We start from the raw sequence: 20,237 nt of genomic DNA, 5'->3' as shown, positions 1-20,237 counted from the left end.
CCCACGCTTGCCGCTGCGCCCTTCGGCTGAAGATGGCGGAGCAAAATTCAGGCTGTCTTCCATTTCCTTGAAAGCGCTTCGTGCAGCGCGAAATCCTCGCGATAGAAATCCCTCAGAAACTGCCCGACGTGATCGCTTTCAAGTTCTTTTATGTTTTGGCGTGCAATGGGTTTGGCAACGATCCGGGCCAAGTATCTTCGCAACCAGTCACGCTGCCTCTGAGAAAGCCTGCGTTTCGCGAAATGCCAACCCGGAAGCAACATTGATGCGACGACGGGATTGCGAAAGACCAGTGACGCGTGATCATGATTGGCCTGAAGTTCCGTAGTCTCCAGAACCTCCGACATCTGCGCGACCGCCTGCGCCATCGCTTCGACCGGGAAAACCGAATCTACAACCTGTGACCCGTCCAGCTTGATGAAGTCGACCTGACGGGTGAAATGGCAGAACTCTGGCTCCGGAAAGTCCTGCGCCTCGCTCATATGTTCTATCACCCTGTCGATCTGCTCGCGCAGCTCTGCGGAATTCAACGCGTCGATCGGTTTGCCCAGAAAGGTTCTGCAACGCTCGGCAAGGGCCGACCTGAACCTTGCGGCGGGATTCCGACAGAGCGCAAAGCTGCGGTAATCCCAAAGCGCTTTGAAATCCTTTGCGAAATAATCGCGCAAGATACGCAACGGCAGATGGCCGAACTGAATGCGCCCCAGTTCGGGGTGCTCGCCGATCCTGAACCTGAAACGACCGCCGACCTCGTCAAATCGCCCGGCTTGGTTGTCGATGGAAGAACCACCACATTTCGGGATGTGAACGAAACAAAACTCCTTTGAGTGACTAATGATCATGGACATCAGGTCTTACCGCGCGTTTCAAAGTGCTGCTTTGCAAAATCGTTTTCAGTTGGAAGATGACCCAACAAAAGCTCTAAAGGAACCCGTGAATACTATAGGAGTTTGACACACCGGAACATCTTGTTGCCACAAAAATGGGCTTTTCATCGGGTGGATTCGACACCTGAACATGCGAGAAACGGTCCTCGGAAGAGCGAAAGGCCATTTGATGCCATTGATTGAAAACACAATTCCGGCACGGGCACCCTTGCAGCACGGCGAATCCGGCTGCATCCCGCCGGTCATTTTCCAGACCTTCAAGACCCCCGAACTGCCCGATCTCATGTATGAGGCCGTGCAAAGCTGGATCGAACACAACCCCGGATTCGAATATCGTTTCTTTGACGACGAGGCGCAGGCCGCATTCATCCGGGACAATTTCGAACCCGATGTTTTCGCGGCTTATCAGAAGATCGAAGCGGGCGCCTTTCGCGCCGATCTCTGGCGCTATTGCGTTCTCTGGATACATGGTGGTGTCTACGCCGATATCGACACGGTCTGCCGCAGCGACCTGACTCGTAGCTTGCGCCCCGAGGACGAATTCGTCGCGCCCGACACGGGCGGCAATGTGCCATCGGCGGTTTTCAACGCCTTCATCGCGGCAACGCCCCGGCACCCGTTCCTCAAGCGCGCGATCGACCGCGCGACCGAGCTGATTCTTTCAGAAAAGCCCTTTGTCGGCTATGAAATGGTCGGTCCCGCCAATCTTGGCGCGGCGATCAACCTCACCACGGGGCGCCCCGAAAGGACGCCCATGCTCGCCGGGACATATGAACATGCCGGACGCCCCTGGCGGATCATCGAGAAACGCCCCGCCGGCGACGGCGAGCGGCGACGGGTCGTTGATGGCGACGTGACGCTGTTCAACACCGAGTATGATGAATACCGCGATGAACTTGCCACGGTCGGTGTGCGGCATTGGCATCTTGACGAACCGCGCATCGGGCCGCTGCGCAGACTCGTGCGCCGGTTAAAGCGTTTTTCGATGCAGCAGAACGCATGATCGGGCGGATAGATCAGAAGCCCTTCACAACGAGACCACTGGACAAGTGAACGGATCGGTTTACCCTGCGCAATGATCACATCAGCCACGGGACCGACACATGAAACTGACCGTCGACGGCACCGAGCACGAGCTCGATATCGAACCCGACATGCCGCTTTTGTGGGTCCTGCGTGACGAACTCGGCCTTACAGGTGTGAAATACGGCTGCGGCATCGCCGAATGCGGCGCCTGCATGGTGCATATCGAGGGTCAGGCCGTGCATTCCTGCCAGACACTGGCGGGCGATGTCTGGGGCGACGTGACCACCATTCACGGTCTGGCCTCCCCCGGCACGCTTCATGCGGTGCAGGACGCCTGGATCACGCATCAGGTGGCGCAATGTGGCTATTGCCAATCAGGCCAGATCATGCAGGCCGCGGCGCTGCTGGCCGAAACGCCCGACCCCACGGATCAGGAAATCGACGACGCGATGAGCATGAACCTCTGCCGCTGCGGCACTTACCCGCGGATCCGCGCCGCTGTCAGATCCGCGGCCCAGGCCCTGCGCGGGGACACGCAATGAGCCGCGCCGGAAAAATCGCGCGCCGCGCCTTCCTGACCGGCTCGATCGCCACTGCCGGTGGCGTCGCCTTTGGCGTCTACATGTATCGCCGCCCGTCCGTGAACCCGCTCGCTGCGGGCTTGGCCGAGGGCGAGGCGGCGCTCACGCCCTATGTGCTGATCCGCCCCGACGGTGTCACGCTGATCACCCCGCGCGCCGATCTGGGCCAGGGCGCGGCGCATGTCCAGGCCCTCTTGATCGCCGAAGAGCTCGATATCGAGCTTGACCAGGTGAGCCTTGATCCCGGCCCGCCAAGTGCAGCCTATTACAACACTGCCCTTTCGCGCGAGGCGCTGCCCTTCGCATCCACCAACGAATCCCGCTTGGCCGAAACCGCCCGCGCGGTGATGGATGCGCCGATCAAGTTCCTGGGCATCCAGATCACCGGCGGCTCGACCACCGTGCCCGATGGCTGGCAGAAATTGCGACATGCCGGTGCCGTCGCGCGTGAGACGCTCAAGGCCGCCGCATCGCTTGAAACCGGCCTGCCGGTCAGTGACCTCCGCACCCAAGGCGGTGCCGTGCTGCTGCCCGACGGCACCCGCCTGCCCTATACCGGGCTTGCCGCGCGCGCCGCCGAAATCGACCCGGTCACCGACGTGACCCTACGCGACCCATCCACATGGCGCCTGATCGGCAAGCCGACCGAGCGCAGCGACATCGCGGCGAAATCGACCGGCCAGCAGAGCTTTGGTATCGACGTGACCCTGCCTGACATGCTGTTCGCCGCGATCCGCACCAATCCACGGCAAGGCGGCGAGATGCTGGCCCATGATGCATCCAAGGCCAAAACCATGCGCGGCGTTCACAAGATCGTGCCGGTCACCGGCGGGATCGGTGTTCTGGCCGATAACAGCTGGCGCGCCATGCGCGCGGTTGAGGCGATCAACATCGACTGGGGCCCTGCCCCCTATCGCCCGCATCAGGGCGAACACTGGCGGGCGCTTGAAAACAGCTTCACCGATAAGCGCCGGGACAGCCGCCACCGCAATGACGGCGATGTCGAGGCCGCCCTCGCGGCCACCACCCCGCTCGAGGCCGAATACCGCGCGCCCTACCTTGCCCATGCGCCGCTGGAGCCGATGAACGCGACCGTGCGCATCAGGGACGGGCGCGTCGATGTCTGGACCGGCACGCAGATTCCGCGCTTCGTGCAAAAGAACGTCGCCCGCATCACCGGGGTCAAATCCGCGCAGGTGCATGTACACGTGCAGATGAGCGGCGGCAGCTTCGGTCACCGGCTCGAAGACATGATGGTGCGCCGCGCCGCGGAACTCGCCATGCAGGCCGATAGCAGGCCGGTCAAGCTGACGCTCTCTCGCGAAGAGGATATGGCGCATGACTACCCTCGCCAGATCGCCATGGCGCGTGGCCGTGGCAGCGTTTCGGGCGGCTATGTGCAGGCCTTCGACCTTGGCATCGCAATGCCCTCGATCATGCGCTCGCAGATGCGCCGGCTCGGCATGCCGATGATCGGCGCCGATCTTCAGATCGTCGCGGGTGCCTGGGACCAGCCCTTCGCCATCCCCGATTACCGTGTGACAGGTTACCGCGCACCCGACCTGGCGCCGATCAGCTCCTGGCGCTCGGTCGGCGCTTCGACCAACGGGTTCTTTCATGAGAGCTTCCTTGACGAGTTGATCCACGAGGCCGGGGCCGACCCGCTGGAGGAACGGTTGCGCCTGTGCAGCCACGTCCCCTCGCGCAAGGTGCTCGAAGCGGTGGGCGAAATGTCGGGCTGGGGCGCGCCTCTGCCCGAGGGGCGCGGACGCGGCGTGGCCTTCTGCCTGTCCTTCGGCACACCCTGCGCCGAAGTGGTCGAGGTCACCGTCACCGAATCCGGCATCCGTATAGACAAGGTCCATGTCGCCGCCGAGGTGGGCCGCGTCATCGACCCCGTGAATTTCGAGAACCAGGTTCAGGGCGGCGTGATCTGGGGGCTGGGACACGCGATCTTTGCTGAAACTACCTATGATGACGGGATGGCCGAGCAGCGCAATTTCGACAGTTTCCGCTTCATGCGCATGTATCAATGCCCCGAAATCATCGTGCGCGGGCTGGAAAACGATTCCCGCGTGCGCGGCATCGGCGAGCCCCCGGTGCCCCCTGCCGCGCCTGCGCTGGCAAACGCGATCTTTGCCGCGACCGGCATTCGCCTGCGCCAGATGCCTTTCGTGCGGGACATGGATTTCGCCTGACCGGCGCGGACCTTGCCTTACCCCGCCACTGGTGCTTCAAGAAGACATGCGCCACCTCGCCGCAACGCTCCTGCTTCTGGCACTCTCCTCGCTCGGCGGGCTGGGGGCGCAGTGGCTTGGCCTGCCGCTGCCCTTCATGACCGGGCCATTGATCCTCACCGGATTCATCGCCACCGCCCTGCCCGAGCGTCTGCCCGACGACTACACGTTCCCTCCCGGCCTGCGCATCGTGTTCATCTCGGTGATCGGCCTGATGATCGGCGCTCAGGTCACCTCGGAGCTGCTTGCCGCCGCGCCGCGCCTGATGCTCAGCTTTGCGGCACTGACCCTGTTCATCATCGCCGCCCATGCCTTCAATTACACGGTGTTTCGCCGCATCGGCGGCTATGACCGCGCCACCGCCTTTTATGCGGGCACGCCGGGGGGCCTGTATGAATCCATCGCCCTTGGCGAAGAGGCCGGGGCCGACATGGCGCGCCTCACGCTTCAGCAGTTCCTGCGTATCATCGTGGTCGTGACCGTCCTGCCCCTCGGGCTGCAGATCTGGCTGGGCGAGCCGGTCGGCAGTTCGGGTGGCATGACGCTAGCGCGCGAGGCCGTGCCCTGGTCCGACCTTCCCTGGATCGTGCTGGCCGGCGGCGCGGGCTACCTTCTGGGGCGCGTGCTGCGCCTGCCTGCGGGGCAGTTGACCGGCCCGCTGGCGCTGGCGGCGATCCTGTCGGTGAGCGGACTTTATCCGCTCGATATTCCGCAATGGCTGGTGAACGTGGCGCAGATCGTGATCGGCAGCGCGCTTGGCATGCGCTTCACCGGGATCAGCCGCAAGCTCATCCTGCACGGCGCGCGCCTTGCACTCATATCGGTGGGCGGGATGCTGATGCTGGCGGCTCTCTTCGCCGAGATCCTGCATGTCGCCATGGGCGAGCCCTTCGATGTCATGCTGATCAGCTTCGCCCCCGGAGGCGTGACCGAGATGGCCTTGATCGCGCTTTCGCTTCAGGCCAACCCGGCGCTGGTGACGCTGCACCATATCTGGCGCATCCTGATCACCGTGGTCGGGCTTGGCCTCTCGGCGCGCTGGCTGCGCCGCCGCCTTTGACAGGCCGGCGCGCCTGCGCTATTTGAACATACGTTCAGTTAACGACCGGAGCCCCCATGCGCATCAACGCCACCGCAGCCATCATCACCGGAGGCGCCTCGGGCCTGGGTGAGGCGACCGCCCGCCACTTCCGCCAGATGGGCGCCGAGGTCACGATCCTTGACCGTGACGCCACCCGCGGCGCTGACGTGGCCGAGGAGATTGGCGCAGGTTTCGCCGAAACCGATGTGACTGATGAAGCCTCGGTGCGCGATGCCATGTCTGTGGCGCGCGATCACATGGGCCGGATCACAGCCGCGGTGAACTGTGCCGGGATCGCCACCGGCGAAAAAACCCTTGGCAAAGACGGTCCGCATGATCTGGATGCGTTCCGCCGCACCATCGACATCAACCTCGTGGGCACATTCAACGTCGCCCGCCTTGCCGCAGCCGAAATCGCCCGCAACGACCCCGGCCCCGACGGAGCGCGCGGCGTGATCGTCAATACGGCCTCGATCGCCGCCTTCGACGGGCAGAAGGGCCAGACCGCCTATGCAGCCTCGAAGGGCGGGATCGCCGGGCTCTGCCTGCCGATGGCGCGCGATCTGGCGCGTGAAGGCATCCGTGTCATGGCCATCGCGCCGGGAATCTTCCTGACACCGATGATGCAGGGCCTGCCCCAGGACGTTCAGGATCAACTGGCTCAGGACGTGACCTTTCCCAAACGCCTCGGCAATCCGGCGGAATATGCCGCGCTCGCGCGGTTCATCGTGGAATGCGATTACCTCAACGGCGAGGTGATCCGACTCGATGGCGCGCTGCGTATGCAATAGGCCCGTAGCTGCTAGATCGCGCCCTCGGTCTCAATCTTGAGGTCATGACCGCAGTGCTTGCAGTGGATCGCGTCGATATCATGCTTCAACAGCCCGCATTCGGGGCATTTGTGCTTGATCTTGGCGGGCGAAAACAGCGATCGGACCAGTTGCAGGAACAGTCCCACGCCGACCACCATGATCCCCACCGTCAACAGCCGTCCCCAGGATGTGGTCATGACGATATCGCCAAACCCCGTGGTGGTCAGGGTCGCGACGGTGAAATACAGCGCGTCGATATAGTTGTTCAGGTCCGGCTCGTTGCCGCCGCGAAGCGTATAGACCACCGCCGCCGTGGCGAAGATGAACACCAGCAAGTTGACAGCCGCCAGGATCGGGTCCTCGTTGCGACGGAAAAAAGCCACGTCCCGGCGCAGGTCGTGCAACAGGTGATAGGAATGCACCAGGCGCAGCGACCGCAGCACGCGCAGCATCGCCAGTTCCTGCCCATAGAACGGCGTCGCGATCAGCGACGCAAGCACCACGAAATCTGCCAGCACATAGATCCGGCGCAACAGGCGCATCCGGTTGGAGCTGATCCAGAACCGCATCACCAGATCCGCCACGATCACCGCGCCGATCAGGATATCGGCAACAAAGATCGTCTGCGTCAGCGGCAGCGGTGCTGTGGCGAGGAAGAAAAGGATCGAAAAAGCGTCGAAGAACAGCAACCCGTAGCGGAAGTTCGTGGCGCGCTTGCTGCGGCCCTCGTAAAGCAACCTGATCCGGTCCTTGACTGTTCTGTTCTCCGACATTTGCGCCCCGCCCCTATACCGACGTGATACCGACGTAATACCGACAGGGAATTTCAACCAGCATTTTCCGCCTTCTCCTCAAGCATCAGCCACTCGTCCTCCGCGCTTCTCAAGGCCGCCTGCCTGGTGCTCAGCGCCTCGGTCGCCTTTTGAAACTTCACCGGTTCGCGGGTGAACAGTTGGGGATCGGCCAACAATTCCTCAAGTTTCCCAATCTCCGCCTCAAGCTTCGCCATCTCGACGGGCAAAGCCTCCAGCCGGTGCTTCTCGGTAAAGGAAAGTCCAGCCCGAGCGGCCTTCTCCGATGCCTTGTCCTGCTTTGATTTCCGCTTGCAATCATCTGTTTTTATTTTGTTTTCTTCACTTCTCTCATGCGATCCGGCGCGCCGCTGGCTCTGATAATCTGTCCATCCGCCGGCATAGACCGTCGCCCGGCCATCGCCCTCCATCGCGATGGTCGTCGTCGCCACCCGATCCAGAAAATCCCTGTCGTGACTGACCAGCAGCACCGTGCCGTCATAATCGTCCAGCAACTCCTGCAGCAGGTCCAGCGTCTCGATATCAAGATCGTTGGTCGGCTCGTCCAGCACCAAAAGGTTGCTTTCCCGCGCCATCAGCTTGGCCAGCAGCAACCGCGCTTTTTCCCCCCCTGACAATGACTTAACAGGCGCTCTTGCCTGTTGCTCATCGAACAAAAACTCCTTGAGATAGCCGACCACATGGCGCGGCTTGCCGCGCACCATGACCTGATCCGCCTGCCCTGAAACGCGCATCTCCTTGTCGCCGATCAGACTGTCCCAGAGCGTCATTTCCGGTTCAAGCTGGGCGCGGGCCTGATCGAAGACGGCGGGCATAAGGTTGGTGCCGTGATCGACCACACCGCTATCGGGCTCGATTTCCTTGAGAAGCATCTTGAGAAGCGAAGTCTTGCCCACGCCATTAGGCCCGACAAAGGCAATCCGCTCTCCCCGCTGAATGCGGATGGAAAAGTCACTCAAGATGACGTTGTCATCGTAAGCCTTTGATATATTGCGTGCTTCTATCACCCGCTTGCCTGATTTCGGCCCTGCCTCCAGCGCCATCGCGGCAGCGCCCTGGCGTTTGATCTGAGCGGCGCGGTCGGCGCGCATGGCTTGAAGGTTGCGCAGGCGGCCCTGGTTGCGTTTGCGCCGGGCGCTGATTCCCTCGACGGCCCAACGGGCCTCGGCCTTGATCTTGCGGTTGAGCTTGTGGCGGGCCTGGTCTTCTTCCTCCCAGACCTTGTCGCGCCAGCTTTCGAAAGACTCGAATCCTTTCTCTTGTCTGCGAATAATTCCCCTGTCAATCCATAGGGTTGCGCGCGTTAGCTCACGCAAGAATGCGCGGTCGTGACTGATTAGGACAAAGGCCGCGCGGGTCTGTTTGAGCTCGGCCTCGAGCCAGGCGATGGCCTCGATGTCGAGATGGTTGGTCGGCTCGTCCAGCAGCATGAGATCAGGCGCTTCGGCCATCAGCTTGGCCAGTGCGGCACGGCGGCGCTCACCGCCAGATGCGGTCGCGACGGGCGTCAAGGGGTCGAACTTGAGCCCCTCTGCCGCCATCTCGACGCGGTAGGATTCAGCGTCATCCAGCGCGCTGGCGGCGAAGTCACCCAATGTGGAAAATCCCGTCATTTCCGGGTGTTGCTCCATGTACCCTACGCTGATTCCGGGTGTGACCACACGCGCGCCGCCGTCGGCTTCGACCAGCCCGGCCATCACCTTCATCAGGGTCGACTTGCCCGAGCCGTTGCGCCCCACAAGGGCCACCCGGTCGCCGGGCTGCACGACAAGGGACACCCCGTCGAACACGGGATCCCCGCCGAAGGTGAGTGAGATATCCGATAGTTGAAGAAGCGGTGCACGAGCCATGTGAGCGGGCTATCCCGCCGCCTGTCAGCCGTCAAGCGGCGACAGCACAGGCGGCGTCGGTATCACATCGGTATCATGTCGGCACCACGTCGGTTTCGCAGCCCAAGCGCATTCAGCCCGCGACCGCCCGCAAAATGCGCTTGCGCGCGGGCGGAATCGCCGCGATCTCGAGGCCGGTGAACACATGCAGCGTGTCGAGCTGGCGATCGACCACGGCATGATCGCTGACCCATCCTCCCATCAAGAGGTAGCTGCGCAGCAGCGGCGGCATCCGCAACATCGCCTGTTTCGCATCGGGGCTGCGGCGGCCGAGCTTCTGGGAAAAGCGGAACACCGCGGGCGCCTTGACGCGCGGCAACCAACGTCGTGGCGCGATATGGCGATGCGCCAGCATGGTGAAGGCATCAATATGGGCCTGCGCATCGGCCCCCTGAAACGAGGAACAGCCAAACAGCATCTCGATCCCCCGCGCATCGACGAAACGCGTCATCGCCCCCCAGGCGACCCGCAGGATATCGGGATCCTTGAGGCCGGGACGGATGCAGAAGCGGCCCAGTTCGACCATCGGCCCGTCAAAGCTGGACAAGGCCGAGAGCTCATAGAACTGCGCAGAGTAGCTGCGCCCGATCTCTGTGCCGCCGGTCAGGGGCAGCAGGCGAAAGCAACAGACCAGTTGCCCGCTGTTCACGTCTTCGATCAGGAAATGCGTGCAGAGATCGTCAAAGGTGTCGCTGTCCACTGTTCCGGCCGGCGCATTCCGGAGAAACGCGGTCCCGCGCAATTCCTGTGCGGCACGAATATCCGCTTCGCTCTCTGCGATGCGCGCCTTGTAGCGCCCCCTGCTCAGTGCCGGCATGACAATGATCCCAAGCCACAGGAAATCTGTATCCGGCGCAGCCCTAGCATACAAGCTATGACGCGCCGGTGACAGGATCAGTTGAAGATCTGACCGGGGTCGATATTGCCGATATTGCTGATCATCTGGCGAATGAAGTTGTTGTTCACGACCGAGTTGTCGGTGACCCGGCGCGACAGCGGCACGACCTGGCCGTCCTCGAGGCCGAAACGTTCGATATTGGCGATCGTGTCGCCTTCGTTGAAGCTGATTGCCAGCACCTGACGTTCGACCACCTGTGGACGGAACATTCCGAATTCGCGAATCTGGCTGCGCACATAGTAGTAATCGCCGCCCTCGAGCACGCCGCCCATGGTGGGCGGCCCGACCACATCATCCACCGACGCCCGCGTATCGACGCCGACGACAAGCTGCTGAAGGTCCTCTTCCGGCGGGATATAACCATGATTCTGATAGGTCGCCGAGCAGGCCGTGATGGCAAGAAGGCTCATGGCGGCCAGTGCGCCGCTCAATCGTTTTGTGATACCAATCATCTCCGCCCTCTTGATCTTGGCCCGATATGCCTTTTATCCCGCTTACAACAAGGTGGCCCACTGGTTCAAGAAAGGAAGACTCCGGCTTGGCACAGGACGACACGACACCGAAGACGGTATTTCGCATAACCGAGCTGTCGCCGCACAGGCCACTTGGCTTCAACCTGCGTCCCGACAACGCCACAATGGAACGGATTCGGGCGCATCTCGACCTGCTTGCGTTGCGCAAGCTGTCATTCACGGGCGAACTGCGGTCCGAGGGCAAGCGCGACTGGCGGCTTGATGCGCGCCTTGGGGCAACCGTGGTGCAGCCTTGCGTCGTGTCGCTGGCGCCAGTGACGACGCGGCTGGACGAGGACGTGAGTCGGCTTTTCGCGGCTGATATGGCGCAAACGCCCGAAAGCGACGAGATCGAGATGCCCGAGGACGAATCCGTCGAGCCCCTGCGCGATACGATCGACCTTGAAGCGGTGATGATCGAGGCGCTGACGCTGGCCCTGCCCGACTATCCGCGCCGCGACGATGCGGAATTGGAGAAAGGTGAATTCACTCCACCCGGCGCCGAGCCCATCAAGGACGAAGAGACCAAGCCCTTTGCGGCACTGGCCGGGTTGAAACAGAAACTCGAACGTGATGAGTGACACGGAAAAAACCACTTGCCCTGTCCCGGATTCGCTGTATTTTCGCGCTCTCATCGGAATTTGGGGTTGAACCGAAGGCTCGCTAACGATTATGAGCCGCGGACACTCGTGAAACCGGGCCGTGATGGCCCACAGGAATTGAGGTTGCGACATGGCTGTCCAACAGAACAAGGTATCGAAATCGCGCCGCAACAACCGCCGGGCACATGACTCGCTGGTTGCGGCCAACCCGAACGAATGCCCAAATTGTGGCGAGCTGAAGCGTCCGCACCATGTCTGCGCGGCGTGTGGCCATTATGCCGGCCGCGAAGTCGTCGCCATGGTTGACGAAGTCGATCTGGACGAAGACGCGGCCTGAACATTCAGAAGGCGAGCGTCCGCATGACCGCACGGATGGAAGAATCTAAGGCGGGTGCCGGACGCACCATCATATCCGTAGACGCCATGGGCGGCGACGAGGGGCCGGCGACCGTTGTTGCCGGCATTTCGCATTCCGCCAAGAAGAACCCCGATATCGGATTCATCCTGCATGGTCCCGAGGATGTGCTGAAGCCGCTGGTCTCCAAGCGGCGCCATCTGCATGGGCGCTGCGAAATCCGCAATGCGCCTGATGTGGTGCAGATGGAGGACAAACCCAGCCAGGTGCTGCGCACCGGGCGTGAAACCTCGATGTGGTCGGCGCTGGAATCGGTGCGCGATGGCGAGGCGACGGTCTGTGTTTCCTGCGGCAATACCGGCGCCCTGATGCTGTTGTCGGTGATGCGGCTGCGCAAGCTGACCGGCATCTATCGCCCGGCGATCGCCGTCATGTGGCCCTCGCGCAACCCGCAGGGGTTCAACATCATGCTGGATGGCGGTGCCGATATCCGCGCCGACGCCAAGGACCTGATGCAATACGCGCTGATGGGCACCTCCTATGCGCGCAACGGTTTCGGGCTGACCAAGCCGCGCGTCGGGTTGCTCAATGTGGGCACCGAGGAGCACAAGGGCCGTGCCGAACTCAAGGAAGCCCATGACCTGATTTCCGCCAATGCACGGACGGCGGATTTCGAGTTCGTCGGTTTCGTCGAGGGACGCGACCTGCCCGGCACGCTGTGCGACGTGATCGTGACCGACGGGTTCACCGGCAATGTCGCGCTGAAGACCGGCGAAGGCATCGCATCGCTGATCTCGGCGCTTCTGCGAGAGGCGTTCCAGTATTCCCCACTGTCGCGGCTGGCCTCGGTGCTGGCCTATACGTCATTGCAGCGCCTGAAGAAGCGAATCGACCCGCGCCGCGCCAATGGCGGTGTGTTCCTGGGCCTGAACGGCACGGTGGTAAAATCGCACGGCGCAGCGGATGCAACCGGCGTATCGGCGGCCGTGAAGCTGGCTTTCGAGCTGGCAGAGACCGGCTTTACCGAAAAACTGGCGGCACGGGTTGCATCCGCCAGCATGCTTGACCAAGATGCCGCAACGAACAAATCAGACAACGGTGAAACCGAATGACGCTGCGCGCCGTCGTGGAAGGCGTCGGGCACTACTTGCCGGACCGTATCGTTCCCAACTCCGAATTCGAAAAGACACTCGACACATCCGACGAGTGGATCCGTACGCGCTCGGGTATCGAGCGACGGCATTTCGCTGCCGAGGGCCAGACCACATCGGACCTCGCGGTGCATGCGGCGCGCGCGGCGCTGGCGGATGCGGGGCTGAGCGCGGCGGATGTCGACGGAATCATCGTCGCCACCTCGACGCCCGACCTGACCTTTCCGTCGGTCGCCACCATGGTGCAGCAAGAGCTGGGCATGACGGGCGGCTTTGCATTCGACGTGCAGGCGGTCTGTGCCGGGTTCATCTATGCGCTGACCACTGCCAACGCGCTGATCATGTGCGGTCAGGCCCGGTCCCTGCTGGTGATCGGGGCCGAGACCTTCAGCCGGATCATGGACTGGAACGACCGCTCCACCTGCGTGCTGTTCGGCGATGGTGCCGGGGCACTGGTGCTGCGCGCGGGCGAAGGTGAGGGCACGAACGAGGATCGCGGGATCCTGTCCGCCGATCTCAATTCCGACGGGCGCTATCGCGAGATGCTTTACGTCGATGGCGGGGTCTCGACGACAGGGGATGCGGGCAAGCTGCGCATGCAGGGCAATCCACTGTTCCGTCAGGCGGTCGAGAAACTGGCCAGCACCGCGGAAACCGCGCTGGCCAAGATCGGGCTGAGCGGCGGGGATGTGGACTGGATCGTGCCGCATCAGGCCAATATCCGCATCATCCAGGGCACCGCCAGGAAGATGGGCGTGTCGATGGACCATGTGATCGTCACCGTGCAAGACCACGGGAACACGTCGGCGGCCTCGATCCCTCTGGCGCTGTCGGTGGGTGTGGCGCGCGGACAGATCAAGCGCGGCGACCTGGTGCTGTCCGAAGCGATCGGCGGCGGTCTGGCCTGGGGTTCGGTCGTGCTGCGCTGGTAGATGCGCGCGCGACCTGTTTTCGCTTAAAGAGCCGTTCGCAAGTCGTTGACATTGACTCGGAAATTCCTTCCGCCCTACAGTCTGCCAAGGACAGAGGGGATGAGATGAGCGAGAAAACAATTACCAGAATGGATCTGAGCGAGGCCGTCTTCAGGGAAGTTGGCTTGTCGCGCAATGATTCAGCGCAGCTCGTGGAAACAGTGTTGTCACATATGTCCGACGCGCTGGTTCGCGGTGAACAAGTCAAGATTTCGTCTTTCGGGACCTTTTCCGTGCGCGAGAAATCCGCACGGGTCGGGCGCAATCCGAAGACCGGCGAGGAAGTGCCGATCAACCCTCGCCGCGTACTGACATTTCGTCCGTCGCATCTGATGAAGGACCGGGTCGCCGACGGCAACAAAAGCTAGGACACAAGCCGGAGATGGCCAAATCAGCCGACGCCTTCCGCACGATCAGCGAAGTAGCCGACTGGCTGGAAACACCCGCGCATGTTCTGCGCTTCTGGGAAAGTAAGTTCAGCCAGGTCAAACCCGTGAAGCGCGCGGGCGGGCGACGCTATTACCGGCCCGCCGACATGCAGCTGCTGAGCGGGATCAAGAAGCTGCTGCACGAGGATGGCATGACCATCAAGGGCGTGCAGAAAATCCTTCGGGAACAAGGCATCAAGCATGTCGCCGCGCTGTCGCAACCGCTGGACGGCGAGGCCGGCGATTCTGGGGACCTCGGGCTTGAGGTCGCGCCCGAAGCCCCGCCCGAAACCGCGCAGGTGCTGAATTTCAAAGGCGGGAGTGCCGCACAAACCGCTGAGGAAGACACGCAGGACGCCCAGTCGGCTGAAAGCATGCCTTCTGATGCCCAAGGCGAAGAAGCACCCCCCGATGCGCCCCCGGAGATGACCACCTCCACCTTGCCCGAAACATCGGAGGCCGAGGCCGACGCGCGCGAGGACGAGACCGGGAATAGTACCGGGGACGACAGCGGTGATGAAGGCCCTGCCCGGGACAACGAGGAGGACGCCGAGCCGGTTCCCTCGAGTCCGAACCACCCGCAGGGCACCGAAGAGGATCAGAACGATGCGGCGCCTGTCGACACGACGCCGGTCGAGGCCGATACGGCGCCCGGGACAGAGGCAGAGAGCGCCACGGAGGCGGCGCCCCCGGCCGAAGATCCCCCCGCCGCACCCCGGCCTGCGATCGTCGAGGTGCCCGACGATCCGCCTGACACCACCCCTGCCCCGACCGGGTTTCTGACAGAGCTCGCGCGATTCTCGGGCTCTCTCGACGCCGAGCAACAAGCAAGGCTGGCCACATTGTGCGACCGTCTACGCGCCATCACAGGCAAAGGCCCGTCGTAACGCGGCAGGTGATCGGAAATTTCCCATTTCCCCTCTTGTTCCCGGTGCCAAAACCGGTATGTAACGGCCTCATGTCGGGCTATAGCGCAGTCTGGTAGCGCGTCCGTCTGGGGGACGGGAGGTCGCAGGTTCGAATCCTGCTAGCCCGACCATTTCACCGCCCCCATAATCGCCCCGGCAGGGGCGCCCGGCAGACACCCGGGGCGCCCGTGCCCAAGGAACTGGGGGATGAGATGACCGGTGTTCTTGCCAGCCAGCAGATTTCGGCCCTGATCGCCGATGGCCGCCTTTCGGCGCAAAAACCCGTTCTTCCCGAACAGGTTCAGCCTGCGAGCCTCGATCTGAGGCTTGGCAGCGTGGCTTACCGCGTGCGCGCATCATTCCTGGCCGGTCAGGACTGCAGTGTCGCCGAACGTCTCGACGAGTTCGAGATGCACCGCATCGACCTGCGCGAAGGCGCGGTTCTGGAAAAGGGCTGTGTTTATGTCGTGCCCTTGATGGAGGTTTTGGACCTGCCGCCGCAGTTGCAGGCCGTCACCAATGCCAAGTCATCGACCGGGCGGCTGGACCTGCTGACGCGCACCATTACCGATGGCGGCACCGAATTCGACCGGATCCAGGCGGGCTATCATGGCCCGCTTTACGCCGAGATCTGCCCGCGCTCTTTTTCGGTGCTGGTGCGTCCCGGCATGCGGCTCAACCAGATCCGTTTTCGCGACGGTCAGGCGGTGCTGAACGATGAGGCGCTCAGCGCGCTTCATGCCAGTATGCCGCTGGTGGATGGTGACGCGGTCATTGATGACGGGCTGGGATTTTCGGTCGATCTGAGGCCGCGGAGCGGGACGCTGGTGGGCTATCGCGCAAAGCCCCATACCGGGGTGATCGATCTGGACAATATCGGCGGCTATGACCCGGGCGAGTATTGGGAGGAGGTGCATTCCGAGAATGGCCGCATCATCCTCGATCCCGGCGCGTTCTATATCCTGGTCAGCCGCGAGGCGGTGCATATCCCGCCCGCCTATGCAGCCGAAATGGCGCCTTACCTTGCGATGGTGGGGGAATTCCGGGTGCATTATGCGGGCTTCTTCGACCCCGGTTTCGGCCATGACGCAGCCGGAGGCGCAGGGTCGCGCGGCGTGCTGGAAGTGCGCTGCCACGAGGCGCCCTTTGTGCTGGAACACGGACAGATCGTGGGGCGGCTGGTCTATGAGAAGATGGATCAGGAACCCGCGCAGCTATACGGCGCGGGAATCAGCTCGAATTACCAGGGACAGGGGCTGAAACTGTCCAAGCATTTCCGCGCGCGCTGAGCGCGGGTTCAGAACTTGCCGAATCGACGACCGATGCGCATGGCCTGACGGGCGCGCTGCTGCGTCTTGCGCGTGTCAGGCCCCTGCCCCTGTCCGGCCTGCTGTTGGCCACCCTGCGCCGACGACTGCGTCTTGCCCTTGCGGTTGCCCATTGCCTTGACCCCGGCATTCACACCGCGGCTCATAACTTGGCGCATGACCATGCGGATGATCATTGAAATGATCCGATTGGCGTTCATGATAGCCTCGCTTTTTGCCTCATTGGCGTGACATAGCATGAAACCACGCCGATTTCAGGGCGTTTCGGCCCCGAAAAGCGCGATTACTCTTCAAAAAGCTCGCTCTGGTCCTCGGCTTCTGCCTCGTCACCCTCATCGGCTTCACCGTCGCCGGCTTGCGGCATGGAGCCGGGCGGCGGGCGGTTTTCCAGAAGTCCGGCGGCACGCAGCTCCTTGAGACCGGGCAGATCGCGCGCGGATTCGAGGCCGAAATGATCGAGGAAGGTTTGCGTGACGACGAAGGTCACGGGCCGCCCCGGCGTCATCTTGCGGCGGCCAAAGCGGATCCACTCCATCTCCAGCAGTTGATCGACCGTGCCCCGGCTGACCGAGACGCCGCGGATCTCTTCGATCTCGGCGCGCGTCACCGGCTGGTGATAGGAGATGATCGCCAGCGTTTCGATCGCCGCGCGGCTGAGCTTGCGGGTTTCCACGGTTTCCTTCTGCATCAGGAAACCCAGGTCGGGCGCGGTACGCATCGCCCATGCATCGCCAACCTTGACCACCCGCACACCGCGCCCCTCGTATCGTTTTCGCAAATGCGCCAGCGCCTCTGCAGCGTCGCATCCATGCGGCATCCGGGCTTCCATTTCCTTGAGGGTGACGGGTTGCGCAGTGGCGAAGAGGATCGCTTCGCACATGCGCTCCTGTTCGGCGATGGGGGGCGCCGCGAAAAGGCTTTCTTCCTCTTTTTCAGTGTCTTCTGACATGTTCCTAATCTTTCCGGCGCAGTTCTATCGGGGCGAATGTATCGGATTGGCGCAGCTCGATCTTGCCTTCCTTGGCCAGTTCCAGGGACGCGGCGAATGTCGATGCCGTGGCCGAGCGGATTCGGGCGGCATCGCTGGTGAAGCCTTCGGGCAGATAGGTGGAGATGTCGGTCCAGGTGCCCGCGAATCCAATGAGCGAGCGCATCCGTTCAAGCGCCTGTTCCATGGTGAAGACCGATTCGCGGTCCATCGAATAGGGGCGGAATTCATCCTTGGTGCGGATGCGCGCATAGCCCTGCATGAGGTCCAGAAGTGTCGCGGTGTAGGTCACGCGCTTGACGCGGGTGACATCCTCGGGGATGCCACGCGCAAAGAAATCGCGGCCCAGCTGGTCGCGCGCCATCAGCATGGCGGCATGTTCGCGCATCGCCTGAAGGCGTTCGAGCTGAAAGGCCAGATGTGCGGCCATTTCCTCGCCCGAAGGTCCTTCTTCGGTGGGATCGGGCGGCAACAGCAGGCGCGATTTGAGAAAGGCGAGCCAGGCGGCCATCACGAGGTAATCGGCCGCGAGTTCGATGCGTAGCTGCTTGGCCTGATCGACAAAGGCGAGGTATTGGCGCGCCAGCTCGAGGATCGAGACCTTGCGCAAGTCCACCTTCTGCGTGCGCCCAAGTGTCAGCAGCACATCGAGAGGGCCTTCGAACCCGTCGATATCGACGATCAGCGCCTCGGCGGCCACGCGTTCGGACACAGGAACGACCCGCGCTTGACCTTCCTCGAATTCATCCTCAACCATCATCGCGCCCGTTTATCAGCGCGTCCAGCTTTGCCTCAAGAGCAGGAATGTCAACCTCGTCGGGGTGGCGCCGCGCGGCCAGGGCGCGTTCGGCGCGGGCCTGACCCGTCGCGCAGAGGCGCCCGGAGGCGTCGGCGACGGCTGCGCGTTCGCTCAGCGTTCCATTGCAATGCAGCACCACATCACAGCCCGCATCAAGCGCGGCGCGCGCTGTTTCGGCCAAAGACCCCTTGAGCGCCTTCATAGAGATATCGTCGGTCATGATCAGCCCGTCAAAGCCGATCTCGTCCCGGATGAGGCGCATCATCACCGGCGAAAGCGTCGCCGCGCGCGGATCGATGGCGCTGTAGACCAGATGTGCGGTCATCCCGATCGGAAGGTCATTGAGCGCGCGGAAGGGCGCGAAATCGATCCTGGTCAGATCCTCATGGGCGGCATCGACCACGGGCAGGTCGAGATGGCTGTCCACCTGCGCGCGGCCATGTCCGGGAATATGCTTGAGCACCGGCAGAACGCCGCCCGCCAGCAACCCATCCGCCACCGCGCGCCCCATGCACGCCACCGTGTGAGGGTCGCAGCCATAGCAGCGGTTGTGCAGGAAATCATGGGTTGCGGGACCTGCCACATCGACCAGCGGCGCGCAATTGCTGTCGATCCCGAGATCACGCAGTTCGGCGGCGATCAGGCGATAGCGCAAATACATCGCCTCTTCGCACGCCGCCCCGGCTGCCGCCACATGATCGAGCGGCGCAAGCCATTCGCGCCAGAGCGGCGCGCGCAGGCGCTGCACGCGCCCGCCTTCCTGGTCGATGGTGATGGGGGCGTCGCGGCCGACGGCATCGCGCATCTCGGCGCAAAGCGCGCGGACCTGATCGGGCGTGTCGATATTGCGCGCGAAGAGGATAAAACCGAAAGGGTCGGCGTGTGAGAACAGCCGTTTCTCTTCAACGCTGAGCTTCAGGCCCTCGGCATCCAGGATACAGGCCCCGAAATGGCGGCTCAACGGGTCACCACCGGGATGCATTCGGCGTTTTCCGCCACAAGCGCCGAGCAGAAGCGGCGCGCATCGCTCAGATCGTCAAAACCGATCGCGCGCAGGCGATAGAAAGTGCGACCGCCGCTCTGCGCCTTCTGGATCACGCGATCCTTGCCTTCCAGGTATTCGCCGAAACGCCCATCCAGGCGCTTCCATTCCTGGCGGGCGATGTCGGCGGATTCAAATGCGCCGAGCTGCGCAAGGCGGGTACCTGCCGGGACCGCCTCGGGGTCGATATCGCGCGGCCCGTTTTGGGCGGATGCGACGGCGGCGGTTTGCTGACGGGGTTGCTGCCCCAGCGATGCGGGGCGCAATTGCGGGCGCAGGGAGCGCCCGATCCCGCCCTCGACGCGCAGCGCCTCGGCAATGGCGGCCTCGACGGCGGGCTCCTGTACGGGCTCTGGCTTGACCTCGGCTTGCGGGGCGGGATCACTCGCGGGGTCGGCACTGGCGGCCTCGGCCATGTCGCTTTGATCGGTAAGGTCGGCGGCCAGCGCATCGACAGAGGCGAGTTGCACCGGCTGATCCGCAGCGGGCGCGGGTTCGCCTGCTTCGGCGCGCGGGGTCGCTTCGGCGGCTGGCTCGGGTTCCGGCTTCGGCTTGGGGCGCGCCGCCGCCAATTCGCTGGCGGGTGCGTCCTCGAGGCTCAGATCCAGCGGTTTGGGCGCCAATATCAGACGGTCGGCGGGTTTTCCGGCAGTGCCATCGGCAGCGACGGCATTGACCGAAAAGCCCTGATTGAGTGCCTGCCGTCCGCCCGGATCCTCGGGTTGAACCCGCAGCGGCCCTTCGGCTGCGCGCACCACTGGCACACCGCTGACATCGCGCACCAGAAGCTTGTAGCCCCAGACACCAACCCCGACGATCAGCATCAGGGAGACCGCCGCCCCCGCCAGGTTGGTCAATCCTGCAATTCTGTTGCCCTGCTCCGGCGCAGCACCCGGCTGCGCGCCCTGCATCTCTGCCATGTCTCGCCTC

22 protein-coding genes and 1 tRNA gene are annotated in these 20,237 nt (G+C 63.0%); 13 read left to right on the top strand and 10 right to left on the bottom strand.

The window, feature by feature from the left end; genetic code table 11:
* Positions 1-47 precede the first annotated feature (47 nt).
* On the bottom strand, positions 48-848 hold the full coding sequence (locus N5A93_RS01500; RefSeq protein ID WP_268953280.1) for a hypothetical protein: 801 nt from the start codon (positions 846-848) through the stop codon (positions 48-50).
* 208 nt (positions 849-1,056) lie between these two features.
* Here N5A93_RS01500 and N5A93_RS01495 point away from each other — a divergent pair, with 208 nt between their 5' ends.
* The 5 genes from N5A93_RS01495 to N5A93_RS01475 all read left to right on the top strand — a co-directional run bounded on the left by N5A93_RS01495 (position 1,057) and on the right by N5A93_RS01475 (position 6,603).
* Positions 1,057-1,890, top strand: coding sequence for a glycosyltransferase family 32 protein (locus tag N5A93_RS01495; RefSeq protein WP_268953279.1), 834 nt, complete (start codon positions 1,057-1,059; stop codon positions 1,888-1,890).
* Between the two features lie 100 nt (positions 1,891-1,990).
* Positions 1,991-2,455, top strand: coding sequence for a (2Fe-2S)-binding protein (locus N5A93_RS01490; RefSeq protein WP_268953278.1), 465 nt, complete (start codon positions 1,991-1,993; stop codon positions 2,453-2,455).
* On the top strand, positions 2,452-4,692 hold the full coding sequence (locus tag N5A93_RS01485; protein WP_268953277.1) for a xanthine dehydrogenase family protein molybdopterin-binding subunit: 2,241 nt from the start codon (positions 2,452-2,454) through the stop codon (positions 4,690-4,692). Before N5A93_RS01490 ends, N5A93_RS01485 begins: the two co-directional genes overlap by 4 nt.
* A gap of 31 nt (positions 4,693-4,723) precedes the next feature.
* A complete protein-coding gene (locus N5A93_RS01480) occupies positions 4,724-5,791 on the top strand; it encodes an AbrB family transcriptional regulator (RefSeq protein ID WP_328404250.1) in 1,068 nt (355 codons plus the stop codon).
* Positions 5,792-5,847: 56 nt separating this feature from the next.
* Positions 5,848-6,603, top strand: a complete 756-nt coding sequence (locus tag N5A93_RS01475) for an SDR family NAD(P)-dependent oxidoreductase (protein ID WP_268953276.1) — start codon at positions 5,848-5,850, stop codon at positions 6,601-6,603.
* 11 nt (positions 6,604-6,614) lie between these two features.
* On the opposite strand, the gene N5A93_RS01470 is transcribed toward N5A93_RS01475, so the two are convergent.
* From N5A93_RS01470 to N5A93_RS01455, 4 genes are all read right to left on the bottom strand, one after another.
* Positions 6,615-7,397: an ion channel gene (locus N5A93_RS01470; RefSeq protein WP_268953275.1), complete on the bottom strand. Its 783-nt coding sequence runs from the start codon at positions 7,395-7,397 to the stop codon at positions 6,615-6,617.
* Positions 7,398-7,450: 53 nt separating this feature from the next.
* A complete protein-coding gene (locus tag N5A93_RS01465; RefSeq protein ID WP_268953274.1) occupies positions 7,451-9,286 on the bottom strand; it encodes an ABC-F family ATP-binding cassette domain-containing protein in 1,836 nt (611 codons plus the stop codon).
* Between the two features lie 112 nt (positions 9,287-9,398).
* On the bottom strand, positions 9,399-10,142 hold the full coding sequence (locus tag N5A93_RS01460; protein WP_268953273.1) for a GNAT family N-acetyltransferase: 744 nt from the start codon (positions 10,140-10,142) through the stop codon (positions 9,399-9,401).
* Between the two features lie 77 nt (positions 10,143-10,219).
* Complete coding sequence (locus N5A93_RS01455) at positions 10,220-10,675, bottom strand: outer membrane protein assembly factor BamE (protein WP_268953272.1); 456 nt, start codon at positions 10,673-10,675, stop codon at positions 10,220-10,222.
* Between the two features lie 86 nt (positions 10,676-10,761).
* Between N5A93_RS01455 and N5A93_RS01450 the strand changes: the two genes are divergently transcribed.
* The 8 genes from N5A93_RS01450 to N5A93_RS01415 all read left to right on the top strand — a co-directional run bounded on the left by N5A93_RS01450 (position 10,762) and on the right by N5A93_RS01415 (position 16,439).
* On the top strand, positions 10,762-11,316 hold the full coding sequence (locus N5A93_RS01450) for a YceD family protein (RefSeq protein WP_268953271.1): 555 nt from the start codon (positions 10,762-10,764) through the stop codon (positions 11,314-11,316).
* Positions 11,317-11,467: 151 nt separating this feature from the next.
* The gene (rpmF, locus tag N5A93_RS01445; protein WP_268953270.1) at positions 11,468-11,674 is read left to right on the top strand and encodes a 50S ribosomal protein L32; all 207 of its coding nucleotides are present in this window, start codon (positions 11,468-11,470) and stop codon (positions 11,672-11,674) included.
* Between the two features lie 23 nt (positions 11,675-11,697).
* Positions 11,698-12,804 carry a phosphate acyltransferase PlsX gene (gene plsX, locus N5A93_RS01440; protein ID WP_268953269.1) on the top strand — a complete coding sequence of 369 codons (1,107 nt, stop codon included), beginning with the start codon at positions 11,698-11,700 and terminating at the stop codon, positions 12,802-12,804.
* On the top strand, positions 12,801-13,775 hold the full coding sequence (locus N5A93_RS01435) for a beta-ketoacyl-ACP synthase III (RefSeq protein WP_268953268.1): 975 nt from the start codon (positions 12,801-12,803) through the stop codon (positions 13,773-13,775). The genes plsX and N5A93_RS01435 overlap by 4 nt, the downstream gene beginning before the upstream one ends.
* Before the next feature lie 104 nt (positions 13,776-13,879).
* Complete coding sequence (ihfA, locus tag N5A93_RS01430; RefSeq protein ID WP_085816843.1) at positions 13,880-14,182, top strand: integration host factor subunit alpha; 303 nt, start codon at positions 13,880-13,882, stop codon at positions 14,180-14,182.
* Between the two features lie 14 nt (positions 14,183-14,196).
* Entirely contained in the window at positions 14,197-15,129 is a 933-nt protein-coding gene (locus N5A93_RS01425) for a MerR family transcriptional regulator (protein ID WP_268953267.1), read from the top strand.
* Positions 15,130-15,204: 75 nt separating this feature from the next.
* A tRNA-Pro gene (locus tag N5A93_RS01420) sits at positions 15,205-15,281 on the top strand.
* 81 nt (positions 15,282-15,362) lie between these two features.
* Positions 15,363-16,439, top strand: coding sequence for a 2'-deoxycytidine 5'-triphosphate deaminase (locus N5A93_RS01415; RefSeq protein WP_268953266.1), 1,077 nt, complete (start codon positions 15,363-15,365; stop codon positions 16,437-16,439).
* 8 nt (positions 16,440-16,447) lie between these two features.
* On the opposite strand, the gene N5A93_RS01410 is transcribed toward N5A93_RS01415, so the two are convergent.
* From N5A93_RS01410 to N5A93_RS01390, 5 genes are all read right to left on the bottom strand, one after another.
* Positions 16,448-16,624: a hypothetical protein gene (locus tag N5A93_RS01410; RefSeq protein WP_268953265.1), complete on the bottom strand. Its 177-nt coding sequence runs from the start codon at positions 16,622-16,624 to the stop codon at positions 16,448-16,450.
* Between the two features lie 137 nt (positions 16,625-16,761).
* Positions 16,762-17,427, bottom strand: coding sequence for an SMC-Scp complex subunit ScpB (gene scpB / locus N5A93_RS01405; RefSeq protein ID WP_268953264.1), 666 nt, complete (start codon positions 17,425-17,427; stop codon positions 16,762-16,764).
* A gap of 4 nt (positions 17,428-17,431) precedes the next feature.
* Entirely contained in the window at positions 17,432-18,223 is a 792-nt protein-coding gene (locus N5A93_RS01400) for a segregation and condensation protein A (protein ID WP_268953496.1), read from the bottom strand.
* On the bottom strand, positions 18,216-19,247 hold the full coding sequence (nagZ, locus tag N5A93_RS01395; protein ID WP_268953263.1) for a beta-N-acetylhexosaminidase: 1,032 nt from the start codon (positions 19,245-19,247) through the stop codon (positions 18,216-18,218). Before nagZ ends, N5A93_RS01400 begins: the two co-directional genes overlap by 8 nt.
* Entirely contained in the window at positions 19,223-20,227 is a 1,005-nt protein-coding gene (locus N5A93_RS01390) for an SPOR domain-containing protein (protein WP_268953262.1), read from the bottom strand. Before N5A93_RS01390 ends, nagZ begins: the two co-directional genes overlap by 25 nt.
* Positions 20,228-20,237 lie beyond the last annotated feature (10 nt).

Origin of the sequence: Roseovarius salincola (assembly GCF_026891095.1) — a bacterium.
In the GTDB taxonomy this organism is placed as follows: domain Bacteria; phylum Pseudomonadota; class Alphaproteobacteria; order Rhodobacterales; family Rhodobacteraceae; genus Roseovarius; species Roseovarius salincola.
The sequence above is the reverse complement of the archived record's forward strand: the minus strand, read 5'-3'. Positions and strand labels throughout refer to the sequence as shown.